This window comes from Flavobacterium flavigenum (assembly GCF_027111255.2).
Taxonomy (GTDB): domain Bacteria; phylum Bacteroidota; class Bacteroidia; order Flavobacteriales; family Flavobacteriaceae; genus Flavobacterium; species Flavobacterium flavigenum.
In genome coordinates, this window is record NZ_CP114285.2 from 3,512,107 (window position 1) to 3,536,539 (window position 24,433).

The following is a 24,433-nucleotide window of genomic DNA, read 5'->3' on the forward strand; positions in this document are numbered from 1 at the left end:
CTTATTTTATTTCTGATTTTATTTTTTCCATAAACCACTCCGGCTGATCATACATTACAAAATGAGCCGCTTTTTCTGCGTAATAAATTTTAGCGGAAGGTAAATTTTCGTATTGACTCTTATAGGTATTTTGTACGGTATTAATATCTGGATTTGTCGCTGCGAGAATCACTACCGGAATTTTAATTTTAGCAATTTCTTTTCGTAAATCTAAATTAAGCATGTCAATATAACCATAAACATAGGTTTTTCTATCCGCAGTTTTCATCCATTCTGCAATTATTTTTTGCTTTTCTTTATTAAAACACATGTAAGAAACCGACTGGGTATTCATAGCATTGAATGCGTTTGCATCCATAGCAAGCATCATCTTGCTCTGCGGGTTGTCATAAGGAATAATATCTCCTTTGTAATTAGGAATCATTAAAACTGCATTTGCAGGTAATGCATCCACAATAATTGCTTTTTTGAACAAATCAGTTTCTGCAGATGCCAACCATAAACTCAAAGTTCCTCCCAAACTATGACCAATTAATGTGGCTTTCTTTAATTTTTTAGTTTTTACATAAGTAATAACCTGATCCTTTATAGTCGACAACCAAGGGCCTTCAATTGGAGGAACATTTCCAAATCCTGCAAAAGTAAAAACGTGGCATTCGTAGTTTTTAGACAATTCGGCTATCGTTTCATTCCATACTTCTCCTGTACAGCTAAAGCCAGGGAATAATAAAACAGGATCACCTTTTCCTTTCACCTGTACCTCAAAGGCAGTTTGAGAAAAAACAGGTCTTGAAACGATAAGCATAAATACGATAATTAAGATTGATTTTGTTTTCATAATGTTTGTTTTTTTAAAATTTACCTTTTGATGCAGCACTATATTATTTGTTACATCAAAAAATCTACTTTTTTAAAAAAAAACTTTCAAGGCCTGATTTTACTGGCTATACGAATAATAAAAAATTATTCAGATCATAATTTTTGCCTCATTTCTTAACAAACTTTACGACTTATAATTGGTTTTTCTCATTTTAAATCCAAATAAGGATCTAAAGATTCAGCTAATCTGTTCATTCAATAAAAACTGTTTTGAAGATTGTTAATTTCAGCTTGCAAGATTTCGAATTCTCTCAATACACTTAAAGTGAATATCATAATCGTATTTGGTTTGCCTATTCGCTAATTACATATTTCAATTTTGGAGATTTGCAAATGCAAAGGAAAACAAGATTGTTTTTAACGAAAGACAATATGAAATCTTTCTTGATAAAATTGTTTCTCATATGGGAGAATATCTGAGCGTACAATTGATATAAACAACTTTATAAAAGTTTTGAATTAAAAGATCTTTATCTTTTATACCTATCAAAAGGTCAGACATTATTTTTTTCAAAACGAATTTTTGAAACTCCGGAAGATGAAAAATTGGTTTAGAAATGAAGTCTTTTTGAAGATCAAGAAACAGATAAAATTTTGTAGAAGTCTTTTTCTTTCAATCATAAAAAATTCTCCAGCTATTGATTGAGTTAAATTATTCTTTAAAATGAAGAAATTCATCTAGTTTATTATTTCGAGGAACGAGAAATTACACTCCTCGTGAATCTACAAAGAATAATTGCCAATCTTTCTCTAGTTTCTGGTGCGATTTCTCGTTGCTCGAAAATGACAAGTTTGTAATTAAAGAATTGAGAAAAAAAACTTTGGCAAGTTTTAAACTTTGCCAAAGGTTTTCCTGAATAGTTTTGGAATTTTAATAATTGGAATTCAATAACTCCAAAACCTTATCCACATTAATTTCACTATAATCATTAATATAAAAATCACATGGTGGCAATTGTTCTTTAGTATGGGTACTCAATACGCCAACTACTTTCATTCCTGCATTGATTGCAGCTGAAGCTCCCGAAAAAGAATCCTCAAAAACGACACAATCAGCCGGAGAAACGTCTACAAGCGCTGCTGACTTTAAATATACTTCCGGATCAGGTTTATGATGTTTTACATCTTCGCTGGACAACATCGAGTCCATTTTGTCTTTTATCTGTAAAGCGGTTATGATTAAATCAAGGTTAGCACGAGGTGCAGAGGTTGCCACAGCTGTTTTGAATCCGTGAGATTTTAGTTCTTTTAAAAACTTCAGGTAATGCGGAATCGTTTCTACTTTGTCTTTATATATTTCACGGAACATAGCTTCTTTTTCGAATTCAAGTTTAGCTAATTCTTCTCCCGCAACGGAACGTTTGAAGAAATGTGTCATGATGTATCCGTTATGTTTTCCGTACATATGCTCTTCAAATTCTTCCTGTGTGTATGGGATTTGGTATTTATCGAAAAAGGCTTCGAAAGCTACTACATGATGTGGATTGGTGTGGCATATCACGCCATCCATATCAAAAATTACACATTGCTGGCTCATAATTGTTTGTTTTGTTTAACGTGTGCAAGATAAGTTTTTATACAGAGATACGTGGAAGTTTTCACGGAGATACACTATAGTTTTTATTAATCTCTCAAAGTTTGTTTCACGCAGATTAAAAAAAAGATTAAGCAGATGGTGGCAAATTGTTGGTGTTCTAAAATATTAAAATTAAATCTGTGTGAAAAATTTAAGATCACTTGCGTTTTTGCTCTCAAATTTATTAAGATTGTGGGATTAATTTTAGAAAGTGATTTTTAATTTAGAAAATAGCATCGAACTAAAAATAAAAAAGCCTTTCCGTTAAGAAAGGCTTCTCCAATATTGCGGTCTGGACGGGACTCGAACCCGCGACCCCATGCGTGACAGGCATGTATTCTAACCAACTGAACTACCAAACCTACTTGCTTTATTGTGCTGCAAAAATACAATAGAACTTTGATTTTACAAGGTTTTTTGTGTTTTTTAAACAAATAAAAAGCGTTAAAATTTTAACCGGTTGATTTCTATTGTAGTAGAAAGATAAGAAAGAAGGTTTTGATCCTAAAAACAGTACAAATATGATAGGTAAGCTGCTTTTTTCGTATAGATCCGTTTTTGTATTGATCCCGTATTGATCCTATTTTACAAAAGGTAACACGAAAATTATAAAAACAAAAAACCCGAATATTGCTATTCGGGTTTTGTGGTACCTCCAGGGATCGAACCAGGGACACATGGATTTTCAGTCCATTGCTCTACCATCTGAGCTAAGGTACCTTGCTTATAATTCACTTTCTTTCTGTTTCCGTCTGTTTCTGTGAACGTGTTTGCGGGTGCAAATATAGAATCATTTTTCGTTTATCCAAAACATTTTTTTAAAAAAAATCAATTCGTACCTTAGCAGTGGTAAATAAATAAATATGGTTTTAACAGTTGATGTTGGGAATACCCGAATTAAAGCTGCTGTCTTTGAGGGAAGTACTGTTCTTGAGAATTTTGTTTTTGAGAAAAATGAGCTTGAAAAAAAAATTGAAAAAATTTTAAATAAATTTCCAAACTGCTCTGATTTAGTGGTGGCATCAGTCGGAAATATCGAAAAACAGTCTTTTCTGGCTTTCGAAAAACAGCTTGACATTCATTTTTTGACGCAGGAAGATCGCTTTCCTTTCCTAAATAAATATGCAACACCAAAAACCTTAGGGATAGACAGGATGGTTTTAGCCGCCGGTGCAACTTTACAGTTCCCAAAACAAAACAGATTGGTTATTGATGCCGGCACTTGTATTACCTATGATTTTATCGACGAATCGGATCATTATTGGGGCGGTGCCATTTCGCCCGGCTTACGATTGCGTTATGAAGCATTACATAATTACACTGCCAGACTGCCTTTGCTGTCTTTACAAGTTCCGGAATCCTATATAGGTAATACTACTGCACAGGCGATACATTCAGGTGTTGTAAATGGTTTCGTCTATGAGATTGACGGTTTTATCGATGAATATCGTACAAATTTTTCAAATTTTATAATAATTTTAACGGGAGGCGATACAGATTTTTTGGCTAAACGATTAAAAAATACCATATTTGCCAATTCAAATTTCTTGCTTGAGAGTTTGAACCAAACATTTCAATATAAAATCAACAATGATTAAAAAAATTATACTAAGCGCTTGTTTGCTTATCTCGTTCGTTTCATTCGCTCAGCAAGGTACTGCCTCACCATATTCTTTTTACGGAATTGGTGATGTGAAATTTAAGGGAACCATAGAAAACAGGTCGATGGCAGGTGTTTCAGTAGAGCAGGACAGTATACATCTGAATGTGGAAAACCCTGCAAGTTACGCCAGTCTTATACAAACAACTTTTACTGTTGGTGGGACTTACGGGAGTTCGAAATTAAAATCTGAAAATGCGCAGGCCAGTACTACAAGATCGACTTTTGATTATTTACTTTTAGGGATACCAATGGGAAAATTTGGCGTTGGATTTGGATTGATCCCGGTTTCATCAGTTGGATATAAAATCAGGAATGATCAGTCTGATGACATCAATGGAAAAAGCAGTCAATATGAAGGAAAAGGTGGTGTGAACAAAGTTTTTTTAGCATTAGCCTACAAAATAAAGCCAAATTGGAGTATAGGTGCTGATATGCAATATAATTTTGGAAAGATTGAAACAACTGGTATTAAAGCTATTACAGGGGTTGAAAGTGGTACAAGAGAAATTAATACTTCAACATTATCCGGGACTAATTTCAATATTGGTACAATGTATCAGACTAAGATTTATAAAAAAACGGAGTTGTTTACGAGTTTAGCCTATACATTTGGAGGTAATTTGAATTCAGAAACTGAAAGAACGATTCAGGTAGATGGAGATGCTGCAATAGTGACAGATACGCCTGATAGTGTTTTAAAAATGTCGAATAAAGTAACTATAGGTGCAGGTATTGGAGAAGCAAGAAAATGGCTGGTAGGGAGTTCATTAGCTTTTCAGGGTGCTGGAGATTTTAAGAATTCTTATAATAGCACTGACAATGTACGTTATGAAAAATATGCTAAATATGCTATCGGGGGGTATTATCTTCCAAATTATACCTCATTCACAAGTTATTTTAGCAGGATAACGTACAGGGCAGGTTTTAAATATGAAAAAATTGGTCTTGTAGTTAATAATGAATCCATAAAAGATGTTGGTGTTTCAGTAGGAGCGGGCTTTCCTATTACAGGAAGTTTTTCCAGTGTCAATTTTGGAATTGAATATGGTAAAAAAGGAACAGTTTCTGCAAATTTAGTTCAGGAAAATTATATAAATTTTAGCCTTAGTTTCTCTTTCAATGACAAATGGTTTGTGAAAAATAAATTCAACTAATGTGTAAACTTATGTTTTCATAAGCTCAATACAATTTACTACATTTGGCGAATGAATTTACCAAAAAGATATACTATTATAACCGTTGTCACAGTTTTTACTGTGACACTGTTTTTTGGGTGTGAAAGTAATTTTAAAGAAGTCCAGAAAATTAATTATTCAGAATTTTTTCCGGCTACAGATGCTGATACAATCAATATAAAATATACAGATTCTGGGCGAATCACAGGCGTTCTCAAAAGCCCCAAAATGCTGGATTATGCAAGCGTTGATTTTCCTTTTACAGAATTTCCTAAAGGAATTGATGTTACATTATATGATAAAAAGCAAAAGCGTACTTTTATTTTAGCTAATTATGCTGTTTCATATAAAGAAACAGGAATAATTGATTTACAGGGAAAAGTAAAAATTACTTCTGAAGCCGGACAGGTACTTGAAACAGAGCAATTGTATTTCGATCAGAAAAATGAATGGTTTTATACGGAAAGAAAATTTAAACTGACAGATGCAAAAGGAGTCTCGTATGGTCAGGGAATCGATTTTAGCAAGGATTTTAAAGTGATAAATTCACAAAGAGTAAGCGGGGAAATTGAAGCCGACGAAGATTAAAATATAGATTATGAATTATTTAAAATATACACAATACGTTTACTTGTTAATTGCAGTTGCTTTTATTTATGATGGCATTACTAAGCTTAGTGAGCCTGAGGGGACTTACTGGCTAAGTTTCTTAATTGCTGGCGTGAGCGTGTTTATGTTTTTCTTCAGAAGAAAATTTTCTAAGAAATTCGATGATCATTATAAAAAAAAGTAGAAAATGGAAATTAGTATTATAATACTATGTTTAATACTATCAGCCTTTTTTTCGGGAATGGAAATAGCTTTTGTTTCCTCTAATAAGATTTATCTTGAGATAGAAAAAAAACAGGATAATTTTATTTCCCGAATATTAACAAAACTTACCGAAAAACCATCTAAGTTTATTGCAGCAATGCTTATTGGTAATAATGTAGCGTTGGTTGTTTATGGTTTTTTTACCGCAGATTTGATTCTGAAATGCATCATAAATTTAGGATATCAGTTTTCTGGTTACACAAATTTATTTCTTCTCACTTTAATAGCTACGTTTATTATTCTAATTACTGCGGAGTTTTTCCCAAAGGTTTTTTTTCAGATTTATGCTAATTCCTTAATTCGGATTTTTGCTGTTCCTGCTTATGTTTTTTATCGGTTATTCTATTATGTCTCCACTTTTTTTATCTGGATTTCAGATTTAATTCTAAGAAAATTTTTTAAGACAGAAGGCGATCAGGTACAGCTGTTTTTTAGTAAAACGGAACTCGGGAATTATATTACGGAGCAGATGAATTCTGTTGAAGACAATGAAGAAGTAGATTCTGAAATTCAGATTTTCCAAAACGCATTAGAATTTTCAGGTTTAAAAGCACGTGATATAATGACTCCCCGAACAGAAATTGTGGACATTGATTTATTCGATAGTGTGTCCGATCTCAAGGCGTTATTTATAGAAACAGGCTATTCTAAGATTATTGTAAGTCAAAATTCTCTTGATGATATTGTAGGTTATGTGCATTCTTTCGATTTGTTTAAGAAACCAAAATCAATAAAATCAGTTTTAATGGCAGTTGAGTTTGTGCCTGAAACAATTTTGATAAAAGATGTCTTAAGCCTGCTTATCAAAAAAAGAAAAAATGTCGCTGTTGTTTTGGATGAATATGGAGGGACTTCAGGCATTATTACCATTGAAGATATTGTTGAGGAACTTTTTGGCGAAATTGAAGATGAACATGATCTGGATGAAGAATTGATAGAAGAGGAATTAGAGGGAGGGAAATATCTTTTTTCTGCCAGACTTGATGTGACTTATCTCAATGAGACATACAAATTAGAAATTCCCGAAAGTGATTCTTATGGGACTTTAGGAGGGTTTATTGTAGATTTTGCGAAGGATATTCCTGAAAAAGGCGAAAAAATCAGCATTGGAAACTATTTCTTTGTGATCGAAGAATGCTCGAATAAGAAAATCGAATTAGTAAAAATGACTGTAAAAGAATAATTATTTTAAGAATTTTAAAAAAAAGTCGAAAATAAAACACTAGTTGTATTGTTATTAACCAGATAATTGTATTTTCGCAAACTGAATATAAAATTAACGATAATAAAAATGGCAGTTTTAGCAAAAATTAGACAGCGTTCCGCATTATTGATAGGAGTTATTGCACTTGCATTATTTGCATTTATAATACAGGATCTTTTCAATAGCGGTACTTTTGGTCAAAGTTCAAAAGATGTTGGAAGCATCGATGGAAAGGATATTTCATTTGAAGACTTTAGAGTTAAAGTTAGTAATGTTGAAAAAAGTGGGCAAGGGATTACTTCAACTGAAGCTGCAAACAGAGTATGGGATCAGGAAGTTTCAATCGCTTTACTGTCAGCCCAATTTGATAAATTAGGATTGAGAGTAGGAGAGAAACATCTTTTAGAAGTTTTAAAATCGGATCCTAATATTGGTAAAAATCCAATGTTCCTGAATGCTGCAGGTATGTTTGATATTGCAAAATTCAAAGAATACTTTAAAGCAAATCCTGAAGCTGCTCAGTTCATTACTGAAAAAGAAAAAGATGCTACCTTAAATGCAAAATTCCAAATCTACAATACACTTGTAAAATCAGGTCTTTATACTACAGCAAGCGAAGGAAAGCTGAAATATGAAATGGAAGCTAATAAAGTAGATTTTTCATATGCAGCAGCCTTATATTCTTCTATTAAAGATAGTGAAGTGAAAATTTCTGACTCAGAGATTGTGGATTACATGAAGAAAAACGAGAAAAAATTTAAAGCAGATGCAACTCGTGAAATTCAGTATGTACTAGTAGAAGACAAACCTTCTAAAGAAGATGAAGCTGAAATTAAAGCTAAAATTACATCATTATTAAACGGAAGAGTAGAGTACAATGCTAAAACTGGTAAAAATGATACATTACCGGGATTTAGAAATGCTAAAAACATTGCTGAATTTGTAAACGCTAATTCAGACGTTCCTTACGATTCAACGTATATCGCTAAAAATTCTTTACCTGCAGTTGATGCTGATAAATTATTCAGTTTAGCTCCGGGTCAGATTTACGGACCATATGTTTTTGGAAAATACTATGCGATTTCTAAATCTTTAGGATTTAAAGCAGGTGTTAACGCAAAAGCAAGTCATATCTTAATTGGATATGAAGGATCTCAGACTCCTAACCAGAAAGAAAAAAGAACAAAAGAAGAAGCTAAAGCTAAAGCTGAAGATATTTTAAAACAAGTTCAGGCTAATCCTGATAGTTTTATGATGCTTGCTTTTACAAGCTCTGATGACTCATCTGCACAGCAAGGTGGTGATTTAGGATATTTTGGTCCAAACCAGATGGTAAAACCATTTAATGATTTTGTATTCAGTAACGGAATTGGAAAAGTTGGTTTGGTTGAAACTCCTTTCGGATTTCACGTTATCAAAATTACAGATAAACAAGATGGAATTCGTTTAGCTACAATTGCTCAAAAAATTCAGCCTTCTGAAGCAACATCTGATAAAGTATTTACACTGGCAACTAAATTTGAAATGGATGCTGCTGATAAAGATTTTAATGCTACTGCTAAACAGTTAGGATTAAAAGTTGAAGCTCCTGTAACGGCTAAAGCTATGGATGAATCTTTTGGTCCATTAGGAAACCAACGTGCTATTGTAAGATGGGCATTTGATAAAGAAACAAAAGAAGGTGATGTAAAACGTTTTGAAATAGCAAATATTGGTCACGTAATTGCACAATATAAAAGCGAAAACAAATCTGGTTTAGTATCTGTTACACTGGCAAGACCTTATGTAGAGCCAATCCTTAAAAACAAGAAAAAAGCAGAAATCTTGAAAGCTAAAATGACAGGTTCAAGCATTGAAGCTATCGCTAAGAGTGCCGGAGTAAAAGTGCAACAAGCAACAAATGTTACTTTAGATAATCCGGTATTACCTGGAGGTGTTGGTCAGGAGCCTAAAGTGGTAGGTAATGCATTTGCATTAGCTGCTAATAAAGTATCTGCTCCAATTGAAGGAAATACAGGGGTATATGTTGTGAAAAATATTAAAACAATTAAAGCACCAGCATTGCAAAATCATGCTGAGTATGTATCTAAGGTAAAAGCTCAAAGCGCATCTGATGCAAGCAGAATTTTACCAGCTTTGAAAAATAACGCTAAAATCGAAGATAACAGATTGCAGTTTAATTACTAATTAGTAATAATAAATACAATAAAACCCGAAATGTATTAAAACGTTTCGGGTTTTTCTTTGTTTTAAAATCATTTTGTAAGATTTTATTGTAGTATTTAAAAGTGTTTTTCTAATGTTACATAGGGGTAATAGAAATATGATTTAAAAAATTTGGGATATTCAAATTATTGCAGTTAATTTGTCAGAATTTTTGTTTTAACAAAAGTAAATTACGAAAGCATGATAGGTAATTACATTAATAATCAGGTATTTAGTTTGTTGTATGTTTAAGTTTTTTAGAAAAAAAGCTAAAGTGTATTCCAAAATTGAAAATCATATTTTTGGGATCATAACAGAACTTTTAAAAGTTAGCAGTACTGATATAAATGTTGACGAATTAGGAGGTAAATACTACTTAAGTAATGAAGAACAGCATTTTAAGGTTACTATTCTAAGTAACGATTATGTTATCAGGCTAACCAATACCCGGGATTCTGTTGCTGAGAAATATGACAAAGTTTTTGTAGAAGATGTTTTAAGGGCTGTAAAGGAAGAAAAACACCGCAGAATGGAGCTGGTATATGATTCTATTACCAACAGTATAGAAAAAATGGCAGAACGTTTACATAATACTCTCATTGAATCTAATGAACTGGAGAGTCAAAAAGTCCGGCAACTTAAAACAAAAATTACAAAAGAAAACGATAAAAAGGTAAATTATTAATATAGTTTATTACAATATCATTTCGTCATAAGTAAGGATAGTTTCATAACCTCTAGAGTTAAAATAACCTTTGGGGTTTTCTTTAGAAACGACCATAACAAAATCGCCACCCCAGGCGCCAAGACTTTTAATTACTCCATCAAAATCAGGAAAAACTTTTTCTTTAATTGTTTGCAGTTCCAGTATATCACTTAAATGGATTTCGTGGTTTTCTAATGCATGAGCAAATTCTTTTACCGTTTTTGCATTGATTACAGCATCGGTAATCTTGTTATTGTCGATTATATTTTTAGCTAAATGATTATTTTTATTATTGTAGTATGCATTAATAGCTCTTTTACTGCTTTGTTTTTGATTTAGATAAACAAAATAAATGTTTTGAGTATAATCACGATAAAAATCTATGGGTTCCACAATAGGTAAATTGTTTTCCAAATGATAAACAATAGGTATGTTATTTTGTGCACAGGCAATATCATAGCCGCTGCCTCCAAAACTATTTTTAAGCAAAGTAAAAGCATCAATTTGTGTCCACTGCGCAATATTATTTAATAGGGTAGAAGATGTACCAAGTCCCCAGTTTTTTGGAAAGGTAAGTTCTGTAGTGACTTTGTATCCGTTGGCATTCTCTATGAAAACAGGATTTAGAAGATAGGCTTCGTGTAAAATAGTAACCAGCGTTGTTTTTACAGATTCAGTTGCTGCATTTATATTATTAATTATTTCATCGAACGAAATAATATCTTCGAACCAGATTTTTCCGTCAACATTGTAACTCTTCCATTGAATTTTCTTGTCTGAGCTATTTTCTATAATCAGGTTTTGACCAAATTTTGTGGGCAATGCCAAAGCTTTTGCCCCGTCAAGAACTAAATATTCTCCTGTAATTAAAAGTTTTCCGTTGCTGTAAAAGGTTGTTTTCATTCTGTATTTTTTAGCCCCGATAGTAGTGTAAATCCTTTTGTGCCGGGGTTCGGCGCAAAAGATTGAAACGAATAGCGGGAATAGCTTCTAATTACTTTCGTAAATTTTCAATAAATTCTACTACTGCACTATGAGATATGGCAGTTTTTTTAAAATGTGCCTTAATTAAATGACGCTCTTCTTCAGTGGCTTCAAATTGGTTAATTATATTATTAAGGTGCATTTTCATATGGCCTTCCTGAATACCTGTTGTGGTAAGGGAACGCAAAGCGGCAAAATTTTGCGCCAAACCTGCTACGGCAACAATCTCCATTAATTCTTTGGAAGAGGGCTTCTGCAAAATTTCTAAACACAATTTTACTAATGGATGTAAGGAAGTTAGACCGCCAACTGTTCCCAGAGCCAAAGGAATTTCGAGCCAGAAAGTAAAAATTCCGTTTTCTATTTTAGCGTGGGATAAACTTGAATATTGTCCATTTTTTGAAGCATAAGCATGAACAGCAGCTTCAACTGCCCTGAAATCATTTCCTGTTGCCAAAACCACTGCATCGACACCATTCATAATCCCTTTATTATGTGTTACGGCCCTGAAAGGTTCTGCTTCGGCGATTTGTACAGCCTGTACAAAACGTTCTGCAAAATCCTGTGGATTGCTAATGTGTTTTTCTGTTAAATCTTCGACCGGACAGGAAACCTCTGCTCTCACAATGCAATTTGGGACATAGTTAGACAAAATGCTCATAATAACCTGAACTTCCAGACCTGCATTTTGAGTTTCTTCTTTTAGAGTAGTGGCAAATTGTTCCAGACAGGAGTTGATAAAATTCGCTCCCATGCTGTCTTTTGTTTCAAAAGTGGCATGTAGCTGAAAATAATTCTCAAGTAAATTTCTCTTGTCTTTTAATTGGATATCCAGAATTCCGCCGCCACGCTGCTGCATATTTTTAGTAATGCTTTGGGTGTCAGAAAAGAATTTTGGTTTTATTTGATTGAATAAATCGTCTAATTTTTGAGCATCTCCACTGAAAGTAAAATGAACCTGTCCGATTTTTTCAGTATCGATTACCGTTGCTTTGAAACCGCCGCGTGTAGCCCAGTATTTTGCAGATTTTGATGCCGCTGCAACAACAGAACTTTCTTCAATTGCCATTGGAATGGTTTTGTATTTACCATTAATCAGGAAATTTGGGGCAACCCCAAGCGGAATGTATAAATTAGTAATGGTATTTTCTATAAATTCATCATGCAGCTGTTGCAGCTTTTCATCTGAATTCCAGTAATTTCTTATTATATTTTGTGCCTCTTCAGGATTTGAAAAATATTCTTTTGCAATCCAGTTAATTTTTTCTTTTTTGGATAATTTAGAAAATCCGGCAACAGCGTTATTCATTCTCAGTATATTAAGTAGTATCTAGTAGCAAAGATACCATTTTAAGACTTTTATTTAAAATGTTTTTTAAAATGTAAAAGGAGTCTAAACTTTATTTTTTTAACATTTAACAATTAAAATGTGTATTATGTTCGTTTTTTTTACTAAAATTGGGCTCTTTTATACTAAAATACGATAGATGAATTCAGGTAAAATTACTGTAATGCTTTTATTTTTAGTTGCTGCCGCTTTTGGACAACAAAAAATAACTGTAGAAAATATTTATAGCGGGGCTTTTCGGGCCAAAGCGATGGACGAATTGCAGTCATTAAAAAAATCAGATCAATATACGGTTTTAAATGTTGATCAGGCGAGTAGAAGCATGCAGATTGATTTATATGATTTTGCCACCCTTAAAAAAGTATCCAATTTAATTGATACAAAAAATCATGCAGAACTTTCAGAAGGAATCGACAGCTATACTTTTGATGCTTCTGAAAAAAAGATTTTAATCGCCTGTAATTCCAATCAGATTTTCCGCCACTCGTTTACGGCTGATTATTATTTATATGATATTACTTCAAAATCTTTAACTAAGCTTTTTGATTTTCAGGTTCAGGAACCTACTTTTTCACCGGATGGAACCAAAATTGCATATGCGAAAGAAAACAATCTTTATGTGTATGATGTAGCTTCAAAAAAGTCAACCGCAATTACTACTGATGGAAAGAAAAATGCAATTATAAATGGTATTACGGATTGGGTTTATGAAGAGGAATTTGCTTTTGTTCGTGCATTTGACTGGAGCAAAGACAGCAAAAAAGTAGCTTATATTCGTTTTGATGAGAGTCAGGTTCCAGAATTTTCGATGTCTATGTTTCATAAAGATTTATATCCAACAATCGAAACGTTTAAATATCCTAAGGCAGGAGAAAAAAATTCAGAAGTTTCTTTGCATATTTTTGATATAGCCTCAAATGGTACTAAGAAAGTTGATTTAGCAAAATATAATGATTTTTACATAGCAAGGCTGCAATGGACAAATGATAACAATGTTTTATCAGCTCAGGTTTTAAACCGACACCAGGATAATCTTGATTTGCTATTTATTGATGGAAACACAGCTGCTGTAAAAGTCGTTCTAAATGAAAAAGACAAAGCCTATGTTGATGTTACTGATAATTTGACATTCTTAAAAGATAATAGTTTTATCTGGACCAGCGAAAAAGACGGATTCAATCATATTTATTTGTATGATAAAACCGGAAAACTTAAAAATCAGGTTACAAAAGGAAACTGGGAAGTGACTTCATACTACGGTTTCGATGAAAAAACAAAAACAATTTTCTACCAGTCTACAGAAAATGGTTCTATCAACAGAGCTGTTTATCGTATTTCATTAGATGGAAAAAATAAAATTGCTCTTGCAGCTAAAACAGGGACAAGTGCAGCGACTTTCAGTCCAAATTTCCAATATTTCATTACTACTTTCTCTAGTAATCTACAGCCTACAACTTATACTTTAAATGAAGCGAAAACCGGAAAGGAAATTCAGGTAATCGAAGATAATAAAGCTCTTGCTGCTAAATTAGAGGCTTATAATTTGCCGAAAAAAGAATTCTTTGTTTTAAAAACAGCTAAAGGGAATGAACTAAATGCCTGGATTTTAAAGCCAAAAGATTTTGACCCTTCTAAAAAATATCCTGTTTTTATGTACCAATATTCAGGTCCTGGTTCTCAGCAGGTTAATAATGACTGGAACAATACGGATGATTATTGGTTTCTTTCCCTTACACAGCAAGGTTACATAGTGGCTTGTGTTGACGGAAGAGGAACCGGATTTAAAGGTGCCGATTTCAAAAAAGTAACCCAGAAAGAGTTAGGTAAATACGAAGTAGAAGATCAGATTGATGCTGCGAAAGTAATAGGTGCTTATCCTTATGTAGATGCTTCGAGAATTGGAATTTTTGGATGGAGTTATGGCGGGTTTATGGCTTCAAACTGTATTTTTCAGGGAGCCGATGTTTTTAAAATGGCAATTGCAGTTGCTCCGGTAACCAACTGGCGTTTTTATGACAGCGTTTATACCGAAAGATATATGCAGACACCCCAGGAAAATGCAAGCGGATATGATAATAATTCTCCAATCAACCACGTAAATAAATTAAAAGGAAAATTCCTTTTGATTCACGGTTCTGGTGATGATAACGTTCATGTGCAAAATTCAATGCAAATGATGGAAGCGTTAATTCAGGCAAATAAGCAATTCGATTCTCAGATATATCCGGACAAAAATCATGGTATTTATGGGGGAAAAACCAGAATTCAGCTTTACAATAAAATGACTAATTTCATAAAAGAAAATTTATAAAAGTAAACAATGAGCGTAACTAGACCAACTTTACAGGAAATTCAAAATTTCGAAGGAAAATACCCTAAGCAGTTATGGTATTTATTTTTTGTTGAAATGTGGGAGCGTTTTTGTTTCTACGGAATGCGTGGTGTATTAACCATTTTTATGGCAGATCAGCTTTTAGGGCTTGCTTTGTCTGATAAAGATGCTAATTTAAAATATGGTGCTATTCAGGCTTTTGTGTATGCTTTTACTTTTATAGGCGGAATTTTTGCAGATAAAATTTTAGGATTTAAAAAATCCTTATTCTTTGGAGGTTTGATTATGATTTTAGGAAACTTAATCATTGCTTTTTCACCTCAGGCTTTGTTTTATGTTGGAATTACTTTAACTATTATAGGAACCGGTTTTTTTAAACCTAATATATCCTCAATGGTTGGCGAATTGTATAAAGAAGGAGATCCTCGTCGTGATGCAGGTTTCGGCTTGTTTTATTCAGGAATTAATGCAGGTGCTTTTTTAGGAGGAATTATTTGTGTTTACTTAGGTAAAAGTGAAGATTTTGGATGGAGTTATGCATTTTTGGCTGCTGCTGTGGTAATGGTAATAGGATTGATAACTTTTTTATATACAAAAAATGCTTTGGGTCCAATTGGAGATTCACCTTTGTTAGAAAATGAACCTTCCAAACGCAAAATCAAAGAGATTGCAGTTTATGTAGGGGCATTATTAAGTATTCCGCTTGTATTTCTAATGATTAAAAATACAGATTATACAGATTATTTTATGTATAGTATTGGACCATTGGCTTTGTTGTATTTTTTGTATGAAACATTTAAAGAAAGTAGTCATGTGGCTCGTAAAAAATTGATTGCGGCCTTAGTTTTTATTTTATTCTCAGTAATTTTCTGGGCTTTCTTTGAGCAAAGTGGAGGATCGCTGTCATTATTTGCTAAATACAATTTGTCTAATAAATTATTGTTTTTTAGTATTGATCCTAATATGGTAAATAACTCTTCAAATTCTTTATTTGTAATTATTTTTAGTCCAATAATCGGTTTGTTGTGGTTAGGGTTAGCTAAACGAAAAATTGAACCTAATACTGTAATTAAATTTGGAATTGGATTCCTTTTCCTGGCTGCTGCATTTTATGTTTTTTACTCTACTCGTTTCTTTGCAGGTCCTGATGGCAAAACATCTTTAAATGTCTTTACGATTTCATATCTGATTATTACTTTGGCAGAATTGTGTTTGTCGCCAATTGGTTTGTCAATTATGACAAAATTATCTCCGAAAAGATTGTCAGGAATGATGATGGGAATGTGGTTCTTGGCTAGTGCTTACGGACAGTATGTCGCAGGTTTATTGGGAGCAGGAATGTCATCGCCTGATGAAAATGCTTCCGCATCCGATAAATTGATTGGTTTTACAGATGGTTATTATCAATTAGCAATTTATGCACTGATAGCTGGTGTGATTTTAGTTGCACTTTCACCTTTGGTACGTAAATTAATGCAAGAGGTTAAGTAAGTTTATAAAATACTTGAAAAAATAGTTTAAATTTTTAATATGTCTCAAAACAATACAGATCAATTTTTTAAAAGTACCGTTTTAGGACATCCTGCCGGTCTATTCGTTTTATTTTTTACAGAGATGTGGGAACGTTTCTCATTTTACGGAATGCGCTCATTACTGATCTTATTTTTGACCACTTCGTTTGTTGATGGCGGTTGGGCGTGGACTCGTGAAAATGCTTCTGCTCTTTTTGGTTCATATGTAGGATTAGTTTATCTGTCTACCATGCTTGGAGGATATTTCGCAGATAAAGTAATAGGTTTTCGATGGGCCGTAGTCGTAGGAGCAGTACTAATGACCTTAGGGCATGCTTCTATGGCTGTTGAAACTGAATTTTCAATTTATCTGGGATTAGTATTACTTGTTTTTGGGAATGGTTTTTTTAAACCAAATATGACTTCAATAGTTTCAGAAATGTATAAAGACCGGCCTGAAAAGAAAGACGGAGCATATACATTATTTTATATGGGTGTAAATGCAGGTGCATTTTTTGGAATTTTGCTTTGTGGATATCTGGGAGAAAAAGTGGGTTGGAGTTATGGTTTCGGACTGGCAGGGATATTTATGTTCTTTGGAATGCTTCAGTTTTGGCTTTCTCAAAATATTTTTGGAGATATTGGCTTAAAACCAAGCAAAGAAAGTAAGGCAAAAGCTGAAGCTTTGGATACAGATAAAAGAAATCCTTTTTCGTCATTACAGTTAGCAGCAATAGCCTTCTCTTCAATTGTAGCTTTATTATGGCTTGTAAGTGATCCTGCAGCAAAAATATCAGGAGGTAAAGTAAACATTTTTTCTTTTTTGGGGGATAACGGAAATTCAATTGCGATACTTTCTGCCTTAATTGTTTTTATCTTCTTGCTGGTTTACAGATTTACTCAATATTCTAAAATTACGAAGGAAAAATTGATAGCAGTTACTTTTTTTGCTTTTCTGACTATTTTCTTTTGGGCAATTTTTGAACAATCTCCAAACAGTTTGACCATTTTTGCTAGTGATTACACAGACCGTGTTTTGGTTGGCAACTGGAGCGTTATATTTTTAGTTGTGAATTCATTAATAACGGTTTTGCCTTTGATAATCATAACCTGGGTTCTGATTTTATTGTTTAAACAGACTTTCAAATTATATGCTATCGCTAATATTATTTTGAGTATTAGTTTTATAATCATTTGGGCAATAGCAATCTGGATGCTGGTTAAAGATTATTACACAGCTGGATTTCTGACATTATCAGATGAGACATTACTGGCGTTAAAAATTGATAAGGTAACAGTTCCCTTGACAGAAGTTCCTGCAACTTGGTTTTCAACTCTAAACTCGCTATTTATTATTTCATTAGCACCATTATTTTCTAAATGGTGGGAGAGTAAATATAACCCTTCAGCGAATTTAAAATATGGAATCGGAATGGGTTTACTGGCATTAGGAATGGCTTGTGTTGCCTTTGGTGCCAATGGTATAGAACCGGGTGCAAAAACGGCTTCAGTAAGTATGATTTGGCTCATTCTGGTTTATCTTTTTCACACTATGGGAGAGCTTTGCATTTCTCCTGTAGGACTGTCATATGTGAGTAAATTGGTTCCTGGACGTATGATTGCTTTTATGTTTGGTGTTTGGTATTTAGCAGTAGCGATAGGTATGAAAGGTGCCGGTATGTTCGGAGAGAATATTGATAAAATAGCCAATGAGCATGGATTAAGTTATTTCTTTTGGATGCTCACTATTATATCAATTTTGGTTGCTTTGTTTTCAATTTTAATGACTCCTGTGATTAAGAAATTAATGCATGGTGTGCGATAACCAAGTTTATTATTTTGTTTAAATTTGAAAAAAATTAAAACCAAATGAGAAAAATATTTATACTAGCTTTTTTTATAATAGGATCTCTTGCTTTACAAGCTCAGGATTTAAACTGGCACACAGATGTGAGGGAAGCAATAGCAATCAGCAATAAAGAAAAAAAACCTTTGATGATGTTTTTTACGGGAAGTGACTGGTGTGGCTGGTGTATCCGTTTGCAAAATGAAGTATTGAAAACACCCGAATTTCAAAAATGGGCTAAAGAAAATGTAATTCTGGTCGAATTAGATTACCCTAGAAGAACTGCTCAAACTCCTGAAATTAAGAATCAAAATGCAGAATTGCAGCAGGCTTTTGGAATACAGGGTTTTCCAACCGTATATTTCACAAATGCCGAAAGCAAAGATGGAAAAGTAAATTTTAAAGGGCTTGGCAATACAGGTTATGTTGCTGGTGGTCCAACAGCCTGGCTGGCAGTTGCTGATGGAATAATTAAGGTACAAAAAATGTAAAAAATATATTTTTCACAATATTATGAATCCTCTCGCATAAATAAAGCGAGAGGATTTTTTTTGTTTAGTAGGAAAAAGTATCTCATTTTTTTGATTTTTTTAGGTTGTATTTTATTTTAATAAAATATTGTATTTAAAAAAACATATAATATAATTTTAATGCTAAAAAACCTTGTAGAATTAAAATATAATGTTAATTTCGTTTTGCTAACAAACCAAATCTTTATACTATGATAAAAAAAATACTCCTGCTAATTTTATTTTTAGGGTCGCTAACTTTCCAAGCCCAAAATGTAGTTTGGAAAACGAGTATGGATGCTGCTATAGCTGCAAGCAATGAAGAAAATAAGCCAATGTTGATTTTTTTCACTTCTTCCAGTGCTCCAAATAATCTTCAAAACGAAGTTTTTAAAACGCCTGATTTTGCTGTCTGGTCCAGGGATAATGTGATTTTAGTTAAATTGGATTTATCTGATATCAACGCATCAGATCTTGATAAAGAACAAAATGTTAAACTTAAAAATGCATTTGGTGTTGAGGATTTACCAGAAGTTTGTTTTGCAAATGCATCTGTTAGAAAAAGCAAAACAACATTTCAGGCACTTGGCAAAATTGGATATAAACCCGGAGGTGCAAAAGCATGGATTTCTGAATCGGAGGCAATTTTACATCCAAGCGAATAAAATTTTAATTTATTATTTTGTAGAATCCCTTTTCATTCGTTGCATGGAAAGGGATTTTTTGTTTTAAACAACTCTGTTTCCAATGTTTTTGAATAGTATATGAATTTGATGCATCGGCAATTATTATCTTAGGATGTAATGTTTTTAAAATCCGATCCAGATTAATTTTTGGTGACTGAATTAAAAGTAAAATGTCAGGTTGTATTTTATCCTGATAAATTCCTGTACTATCAATAATAGAAATCTTATTGTTGTTAAAATATAGTGTGTTTTTGATTTGTACTTTCTTTTTTAAAGAGCTAAAATTGCCAACCAGATAGGAATTCAAAATACCGTTTTTTGATGTTTTCTTTAAAAAATCTTTATTGCTAATCAAAGTAATGTTTTCTCCTTTTTTTACAGAAATGATTGTTTCTTTTTTCATGTTATAAATAATAATTTCCTGTTGGCTCTGGATATCATTTTTAGTCATTATAAATGAGATTTGTAAAACAATTACAGCTGATAATGCCCAACACAGTTTTAAATAGGTTGGTTTTTTTATCCAAATAATGGCAAACGTTATAAATAAGTAAAATGAAAATAAATAGTAATTGTTAAAACTAATGTTTTTTATTACAAAAGAATCAAATGAAGCTACAATATGAATAACCTTATTTAAGAGATAAATGCTTTTTTCTAAAATTTGAATCAGAAATTCCGGAGCGGCATTAAAAACGGCTAAAATCATTACCAATATCCCAACAATCATTACGACAGATAAAATCGGGATAATAACAATATTGGTCACAAAAAATAAGCCGGGAAACTGATGAAAATAATATAAACAGAGTGGTAAAGTGCCAATTTGTGCGGCAAACGAAACCGTCAAAACATTCCAGATGTTCATTACAATTTTGTTTTTAGGGTTCCATATATTTTTCAATACAGGCTGGAGCCAAATAATAAAAAATAATGCCAGATAACTTAGTTGGAAACCTACATCAAATAAAAAATAAGGTTCAAAAAGTAATATCAAAAAAAGGGAAACTAATAAAGTATGGTAAGTATTGTCGCTTCTTCGGAGATGATTGCCAATCGAAAGAAATGAAAACATGACAACTGAACGCAGTACAGAAGGGGATAAACCTGAGATTATTGCAAAGATAAATAGAGCTATCAGAATGGCAATTAGTTTTATAAAAGAGCCTTTTCGTGTATTTCCAATTGGCTTTAGAACAAAACCAATCAATAACATTATAAAACCGACATGCAGCCCTGAAACCGAAAGGATATGTGTAGCACCAGAAAATTGATAATCCTGAATAATGTCAGAAGATATTTCTTGTCTTTGACCCAGGATAAGAGCCAAAGCAACATTCATTTCAGTAGGAGCAAAATGTTGCTTATTAAGATTATTTACAATCATGGAATGTAATTTTGCCGTATAATACCAAATGTCTTTTTTTATTGTTTTGTTAATTCTTATTTCTGATTTAGTCGCAAAAACCTGCGCATAAATTTGTTTGTCTTTCAGATACCGGGCATAGTCGAACTGGTTCGGATTTTTGGGACTGCTATTTTGCTGTAATGTAGTTTTTAAGCGAATTGTGTTCCCAATTATAAGCGGGTTAGGTAAGCTGTCTTTTTGGATATTTACAATAATTCTTCCTGTGTAATTTTGATTTTCAATTCGGCTAATGATGGCTATATATCTGTCATTATAGTCATTGCTTTTTAATTTCTCACGCAGGCAGAATGTTATTTGTTGTGGCTTTTCAAAAACCTTTTTGCAATTTGTATAATTTGTTTTTTGTAATGACTCCGTATGAAATAACAAGGTGAGGCATCCAATAAAAAATGCTGACAAATAAGTATTGAGGGTAAAAAGTGTTACAAGTTTCTTTTTCTTTTGTGATAAGAAGTAAGAAGTTGTAAGAGATAGTAAGGCTAAAAAAAGAGCAAAACTTATGTAATGTAAATCGGGATTTAAATAATAACCAGCTAAAATGCCAATTATAAAAAAAATGGTGATTTTACTCAAAGGGTAATTTAATACTTTCATAATTCAAAAGTATTAAAAAATGTAAGAATTATCCTTTTTTATTTAAAATTATTCAAGTATTCTGTTGATCTGAACAAATGAAGTTTTATAATAATTCTCTTTTGTTGACGAAATAATTACTCCTTTGGAAGTTGAGGAATGTACAAATTTTATTTCATCGTGGCTTACCTCTGTTATAAGCCCAACATGATTAATTTGCTTGCTTTTGTTGGTTTTAAAGAAAATTAAATCCCCTTTTTTTGCATCATCGAATTTTATTACTCTTCCAATTTTCGATTGTTCGTAAGAACTTCTGGGAAGTTCAATGTTTTCTGTTTTAAAAGTAAAAAAGACTAAACCAGAGCAATCAAAACCTGCTTTTGTGGTGCCAGCAGCTTTATAACCTGTACCAATATTGTTAGTTGCAGTTTCAATTAATTTATTTATTACAAATTTTGTATCTTTAGTGGACTCTCTATTTGAGGTTGAAGCTGTTTTACACGATGCCAACAAAATAGGGAACAGTATTAGTATAAAGGCCTTTTTCAAAATGAAATTTTTTATTGTTTTTTTAAATCAGTGACAATAAGACTGGCTGTTTTTTTACTGGCTCCAATTCCTCCAAGCTTTTGTTCTAAAAGATCATATTTTTTTAATATTTCCTTGCGATAATCTGGATCTAATAATTTTTGTAATTCTTCTTTGATTCTTTTTGTGTTACATTCATTTTGAATTAATTCGGTTACGACTTCTTCATCCATAATCAAATTAACCAGTGAAATATATTTTAAAGTAATAATTCTTTTTGCGATTTGATAGGATGCCCAGCTTCCTTTATAGCATACAACTTCAGGCACTTTAAAAAGTGCGGTTTCTAAAGTTGCAGTTCCTGAAGTAACTAAAGCAGATGTTGAAGACCGTAATAAATCATACGTCTTATTCGAAATGAATTTAATGTTTTTATCTGAAATAAATTGCTGGTAGAATTCAAAATCCTGACTGGGAGCACCGGCAATGACAAATTGATAATCTTTAAAATCATCAACAACGCTTAACATTACGCCCAGCATTTTTGTAATTTCCTGTTTTCGGCTACCCGGTAAAAGAGCAATAATTGGCTTATCACTCAATTGGTTTTCTTTTCTAAAAATCACTTCATCAAAAGCGGGCTGATTATGAATAGCATCAATTAAAGGATGCCCGACAAATTCTACCGGAAAGCCATGTTTGTCTTCGTAAAAGCCTTTCTCGAAAGGTAAAATTACGAACATTTTATCTACATCATTTTTTATTGCTGTAATCCGGCTTTCTTTCCAGGCCCAAATTTGAGGTGAAATGTAATAATGTGTTTTATAATGCAATGTTTTTGCCCATTTAGCAATTCGCATATTAAATCCAGGGTAATCAATAAAAATGATAACGTCAGGCTGAAATTCTGAAATATCTTTTTTGCAGAATTTAATATTGTTTAATATCGTTTTTAAATTAAAAACTACTTCGACAAAGCCCATGAAAGCCAGTTCGCGATAGTGTTTTACTAAAGTTCCGCCTGCTTTTTGCATTAAATCCCCTCCCCAAAATCTAATGTCAGCTTCAGGATCCTCTTGATATAATGCTTTCATTAAATTAGAACCGTGTAAATCACCAGAAGCTTCGCCTGCAATAATGTAGTATTTCATACTTTTTAGTATTTTTTTAAAGGAATACAAAGATAGTAACTTAAATCAGTAAAGTTGAGAATGCCAAAACAATCACTGCAAAGATGACGCCTCCTGCCATAGATTCTTTATTCCTTTTTAACAAAATTGCAAAAACAGCAAGATCTAACGTGGTACCTAATGTAATTACTTTTCCTAAATAGCCATTCTCTTTAATGGTGTTGATTGCATATAGAATATCAAATTCTGTAAAAAAAGTAATGAACAAACAAGTTCCAATTAAAGAAGTCAAAATTCCGGCAATGAAGCCAATTAGTATGTCTTTTTTATTCATTTAAATTCCATGTATTTAGTTGTTGAATCGCATGATGGGCAGTCAAATCAAACTGAACAGGAACTACCGAAACATAGCCATTTTCTAACGCCCATTCATCTGTGTCATCTCCTTTATCCTGATTTATAAATTCGCCTGAAAGCCAGTAATAGTCTTTTCCAAAAGGAGTTTGTCGCTTATCAAATTTTTCCACCCACATTGCTTTTGCCTGTCTGCAGACTTTAATGCCTTTGATTTCTTTTTCTTTCAGCTTTGGGAAATTAACATTTAAAATAACACCAGGAGGTATTTTTTTTTCAAGTGTTTCTAAAACTATTTTTTTCACAAATGTTTTAATTGGTTCAAAATCGGCATTCCAGTTATAATCCAACAAAGAAAAACCTATAGCAGGGATTCCTTCAATACCTGCTTCAACAGCCGCACTCATGGTTCCGGAATAAATTACATTTATAGAAGAATTTGAACCGTGATTGATTCCGGATACACATAAATCAGGTTTCATTTTCAAGATTTCATTTACGGCTAATTTTACGCAATCTACAGGAGTTCCTGAGCAGCTATATTCTGTAATTGGATCATTTTCTTTAGATATTTTGTTAAGGTATAAAGTATTGTTTATAGTAATAGCGTGTCCGGTTGCGCTTTGAGGCTTATCGGGTGCAACAACAATTACCTCGCCAATAGTTTTCATAATTTCTATTAAACTTCTTATACCAGGAGCAGTAATGCCATCATCGTTGGTAACTAATATTAAAGGCTTTTTAGTTTTCATAAAATAAAGATTTAACACAAATGTAGGTACAGATTTTCATAGAATACCAACAAATAAATTAAAATTTGTCAACTAAATTATCAATGTTTTTAGTGATTGAAAGATTTTTATATCTTTAACAAAAAATTATAGAAGGGTTGGCTTTATTGGCTTGATTTTTACTATAACTT

21 protein-coding genes, 2 tRNA genes and 1 pseudogene are annotated in these 24,433 nt (G+C 32.6%); 13 read left to right on the plus strand and 11 right to left on the minus strand.

All coding sequences use genetic code 11. From position 1 onward, the window contains the following. Position 1: 1 nt before the first annotated feature. Positions 2–838, minus strand: coding sequence for an alpha/beta fold hydrolase (locus OZP09_RS14505; protein WP_269234448.1), 837 nt, complete (start codon positions 836–838; stop codon positions 2–4). 485 nt (positions 839–1,323) lie between these two features. Here OZP09_RS14505 and OZP09_RS22675 point away from each other — a divergent pair. Further along, positions 1,324–1,434: pseudogene (locus OZP09_RS22675) on the plus strand (hypothetical protein); the annotation flags it as partial. Positions 1,435–1,750: 316 nt separating this feature from the next. On the opposite strand, the gene OZP09_RS14510 reads toward OZP09_RS22675, so the two are convergent. The 3 genes from OZP09_RS14510 to OZP09_RS14520 form a co-directional block, all read right to left on the minus strand. Then, positions 1,751–2,416, minus strand: coding sequence for an HAD family hydrolase (locus OZP09_RS14510; protein ID WP_269234449.1), 666 nt, complete (start codon positions 2,414–2,416; stop codon positions 1,751–1,753). A gap of 327 nt (positions 2,417–2,743) precedes the next feature. Then, positions 2,744–2,817 (minus strand) — tRNA-Asp (locus tag OZP09_RS14515). A 285-nt stretch (positions 2,818–3,102) separates the two neighbouring features. Beyond that, a tRNA-Phe gene (locus OZP09_RS14520) sits at positions 3,103–3,175 on the minus strand. 143 nt (positions 3,176–3,318) lie between these two features. On the opposite strand from OZP09_RS14520, the gene OZP09_RS14525 reads away from it, so the two are divergent. From OZP09_RS14525 to OZP09_RS14555, 7 genes are all read left to right on the plus strand, one after another. Beyond that, the gene (locus OZP09_RS14525) at positions 3,319–4,053 is read left to right on the plus strand and encodes a type III pantothenate kinase (RefSeq protein WP_269234450.1); all 735 of its coding nucleotides are present in this window, start codon (positions 3,319–3,321) and stop codon (positions 4,051–4,053) included. Further along, positions 4,046–5,272 (plus strand): BamG family beta-barrel-assembly machinery protein, encoded by a 1,227-nt coding sequence (bamG, locus tag OZP09_RS14530; RefSeq protein WP_269234451.1) that lies wholly within the window; start codon positions 4,046–4,048, stop codon positions 5,270–5,272. The genes OZP09_RS14525 and bamG overlap by 8 nt, the downstream gene beginning before the upstream one ends. A gap of 51 nt (positions 5,273–5,323) precedes the next feature. Further along, a complete protein-coding gene (gene lptC / locus OZP09_RS14535) occupies positions 5,324–5,881 on the plus strand; it encodes an LPS export ABC transporter periplasmic protein LptC (protein ID WP_269234452.1) in 558 nt (185 codons plus the stop codon). 10 nt (positions 5,882–5,891) lie between these two features. After that, positions 5,892–6,086 (plus strand): hypothetical protein, encoded by a 195-nt coding sequence (locus tag OZP09_RS14540; RefSeq protein ID WP_025572049.1) that lies wholly within the window; start codon positions 5,892–5,894, stop codon positions 6,084–6,086. Between the two features lie 3 nt (positions 6,087–6,089). After that, positions 6,090–7,349, plus strand: coding sequence for a hemolysin family protein (locus OZP09_RS14545; RefSeq protein ID WP_269234455.1), 1,260 nt, complete (start codon positions 6,090–6,092; stop codon positions 7,347–7,349). A gap of 108 nt (positions 7,350–7,457) precedes the next feature. Continuing rightward, positions 7,458–9,557 carry a peptidylprolyl isomerase gene (locus OZP09_RS14550; protein ID WP_269234457.1) on the plus strand — a complete coding sequence of 700 codons (2,100 nt, stop codon included), beginning with the start codon at positions 7,458–7,460 and terminating at the stop codon, positions 9,555–9,557. Positions 9,558–9,849: 292 nt separating this feature from the next. Further along, positions 9,850–10,260 (plus strand): hypothetical protein, encoded by a 411-nt coding sequence (locus OZP09_RS14555; protein ID WP_223679147.1) that lies wholly within the window; start codon positions 9,850–9,852, stop codon positions 10,258–10,260. Between the two features lie 9 nt (positions 10,261–10,269). Here the strand turns inward: OZP09_RS14555 and OZP09_RS14560 are convergent, their stop codons facing one another. Continuing rightward, the gene (locus tag OZP09_RS14560) at positions 10,270–11,184 is read right to left on the minus strand and encodes a GYDIA family GHMP kinase (protein WP_281309575.1); all 915 of its coding nucleotides are present in this window, start codon (positions 11,182–11,184) and stop codon (positions 10,270–10,272) included. Positions 11,185–11,275: 91 nt separating this feature from the next. Beyond that, positions 11,276–12,574, minus strand: coding sequence for a hydroxymethylglutaryl-CoA reductase, degradative (locus OZP09_RS14565; protein WP_269234458.1), 1,299 nt, complete (start codon positions 12,572–12,574; stop codon positions 11,276–11,278). A gap of 178 nt (positions 12,575–12,752) precedes the next feature. Here OZP09_RS14565 and OZP09_RS14570 point away from each other — a divergent pair, with 178 nt between their 5' ends. The 5 genes from OZP09_RS14570 (at position 12,753) to OZP09_RS14590 (ending at position 19,476) form a co-directional block, all read left to right on the plus strand. Further along, entirely contained in the window at positions 12,753–14,924 is a 2,172-nt protein-coding gene (locus OZP09_RS14570) for a S9 family peptidase (RefSeq protein WP_269234460.1), read from the plus strand. Between the two features lie 9 nt (positions 14,925–14,933). After that, positions 14,934–16,436 carry a peptide MFS transporter gene (locus OZP09_RS14575; protein WP_269234461.1) on the plus strand — a complete coding sequence of 501 codons (1,503 nt, stop codon included), beginning with the start codon at positions 14,934–14,936 and terminating at the stop codon, positions 16,434–16,436. 39 nt (positions 16,437–16,475) lie between these two features. Further along, complete coding sequence (locus OZP09_RS14580) at positions 16,476–18,281, plus strand: peptide MFS transporter (protein WP_269234462.1); 1,806 nt, start codon at positions 16,476–16,478, stop codon at positions 18,279–18,281. Between the two features lie 44 nt (positions 18,282–18,325). Further along, positions 18,326–18,793, plus strand: a complete 468-nt coding sequence (locus tag OZP09_RS14585) for a thioredoxin family protein (protein WP_281309576.1) — start codon at positions 18,326–18,328, stop codon at positions 18,791–18,793. Positions 18,794–19,023: 230 nt separating this feature from the next. Next, positions 19,024–19,476: a thioredoxin domain-containing protein gene (locus OZP09_RS14590; protein WP_281309577.1), complete on the plus strand. Its 453-nt coding sequence runs from the start codon at positions 19,024–19,026 to the stop codon at positions 19,474–19,476. 4 nt (positions 19,477–19,480) lie between these two features. Here OZP09_RS14590 and OZP09_RS14595 read toward each other — a convergent pair whose 3' ends face one another. Genes OZP09_RS14595 through surE form a run of 5 tightly spaced genes read right to left on the minus strand, consistent with a single transcriptional unit; the run spans position 19,481 to position 24,263 of the window. Beyond that, a complete protein-coding gene (locus OZP09_RS14595) occupies positions 19,481–21,520 on the minus strand; it encodes a ComEC/Rec2 family competence protein (protein WP_281309578.1) in 2,040 nt (679 codons plus the stop codon). A 48-nt stretch (positions 21,521–21,568) separates the two neighbouring features. Then, positions 21,569–22,048, minus strand: coding sequence for a C40 family peptidase (locus OZP09_RS14600; protein WP_269234464.1), 480 nt, complete (start codon positions 22,046–22,048; stop codon positions 21,569–21,571). An 11-nt stretch (positions 22,049–22,059) separates the two neighbouring features. Beyond that, complete coding sequence (gene lpxB / locus OZP09_RS14605) at positions 22,060–23,178, minus strand: lipid-A-disaccharide synthase (RefSeq protein ID WP_281309579.1); 1,119 nt, start codon at positions 23,176–23,178, stop codon at positions 22,060–22,062. A 40-nt stretch (positions 23,179–23,218) separates the two neighbouring features. Further along, complete coding sequence (locus tag OZP09_RS14610; protein WP_269234465.1) at positions 23,219–23,491, minus strand: hypothetical protein; 273 nt, start codon at positions 23,489–23,491, stop codon at positions 23,219–23,221. Beyond that, positions 23,484–24,263 (minus strand): 5'/3'-nucleotidase SurE, encoded by a 780-nt coding sequence (surE, locus tag OZP09_RS14615; protein ID WP_281309580.1) that lies wholly within the window; start codon positions 24,261–24,263, stop codon positions 23,484–23,486. The genes OZP09_RS14610 and surE overlap by 8 nt, the downstream gene beginning before the upstream one ends. Positions 24,264–24,433 lie beyond the last annotated feature (170 nt).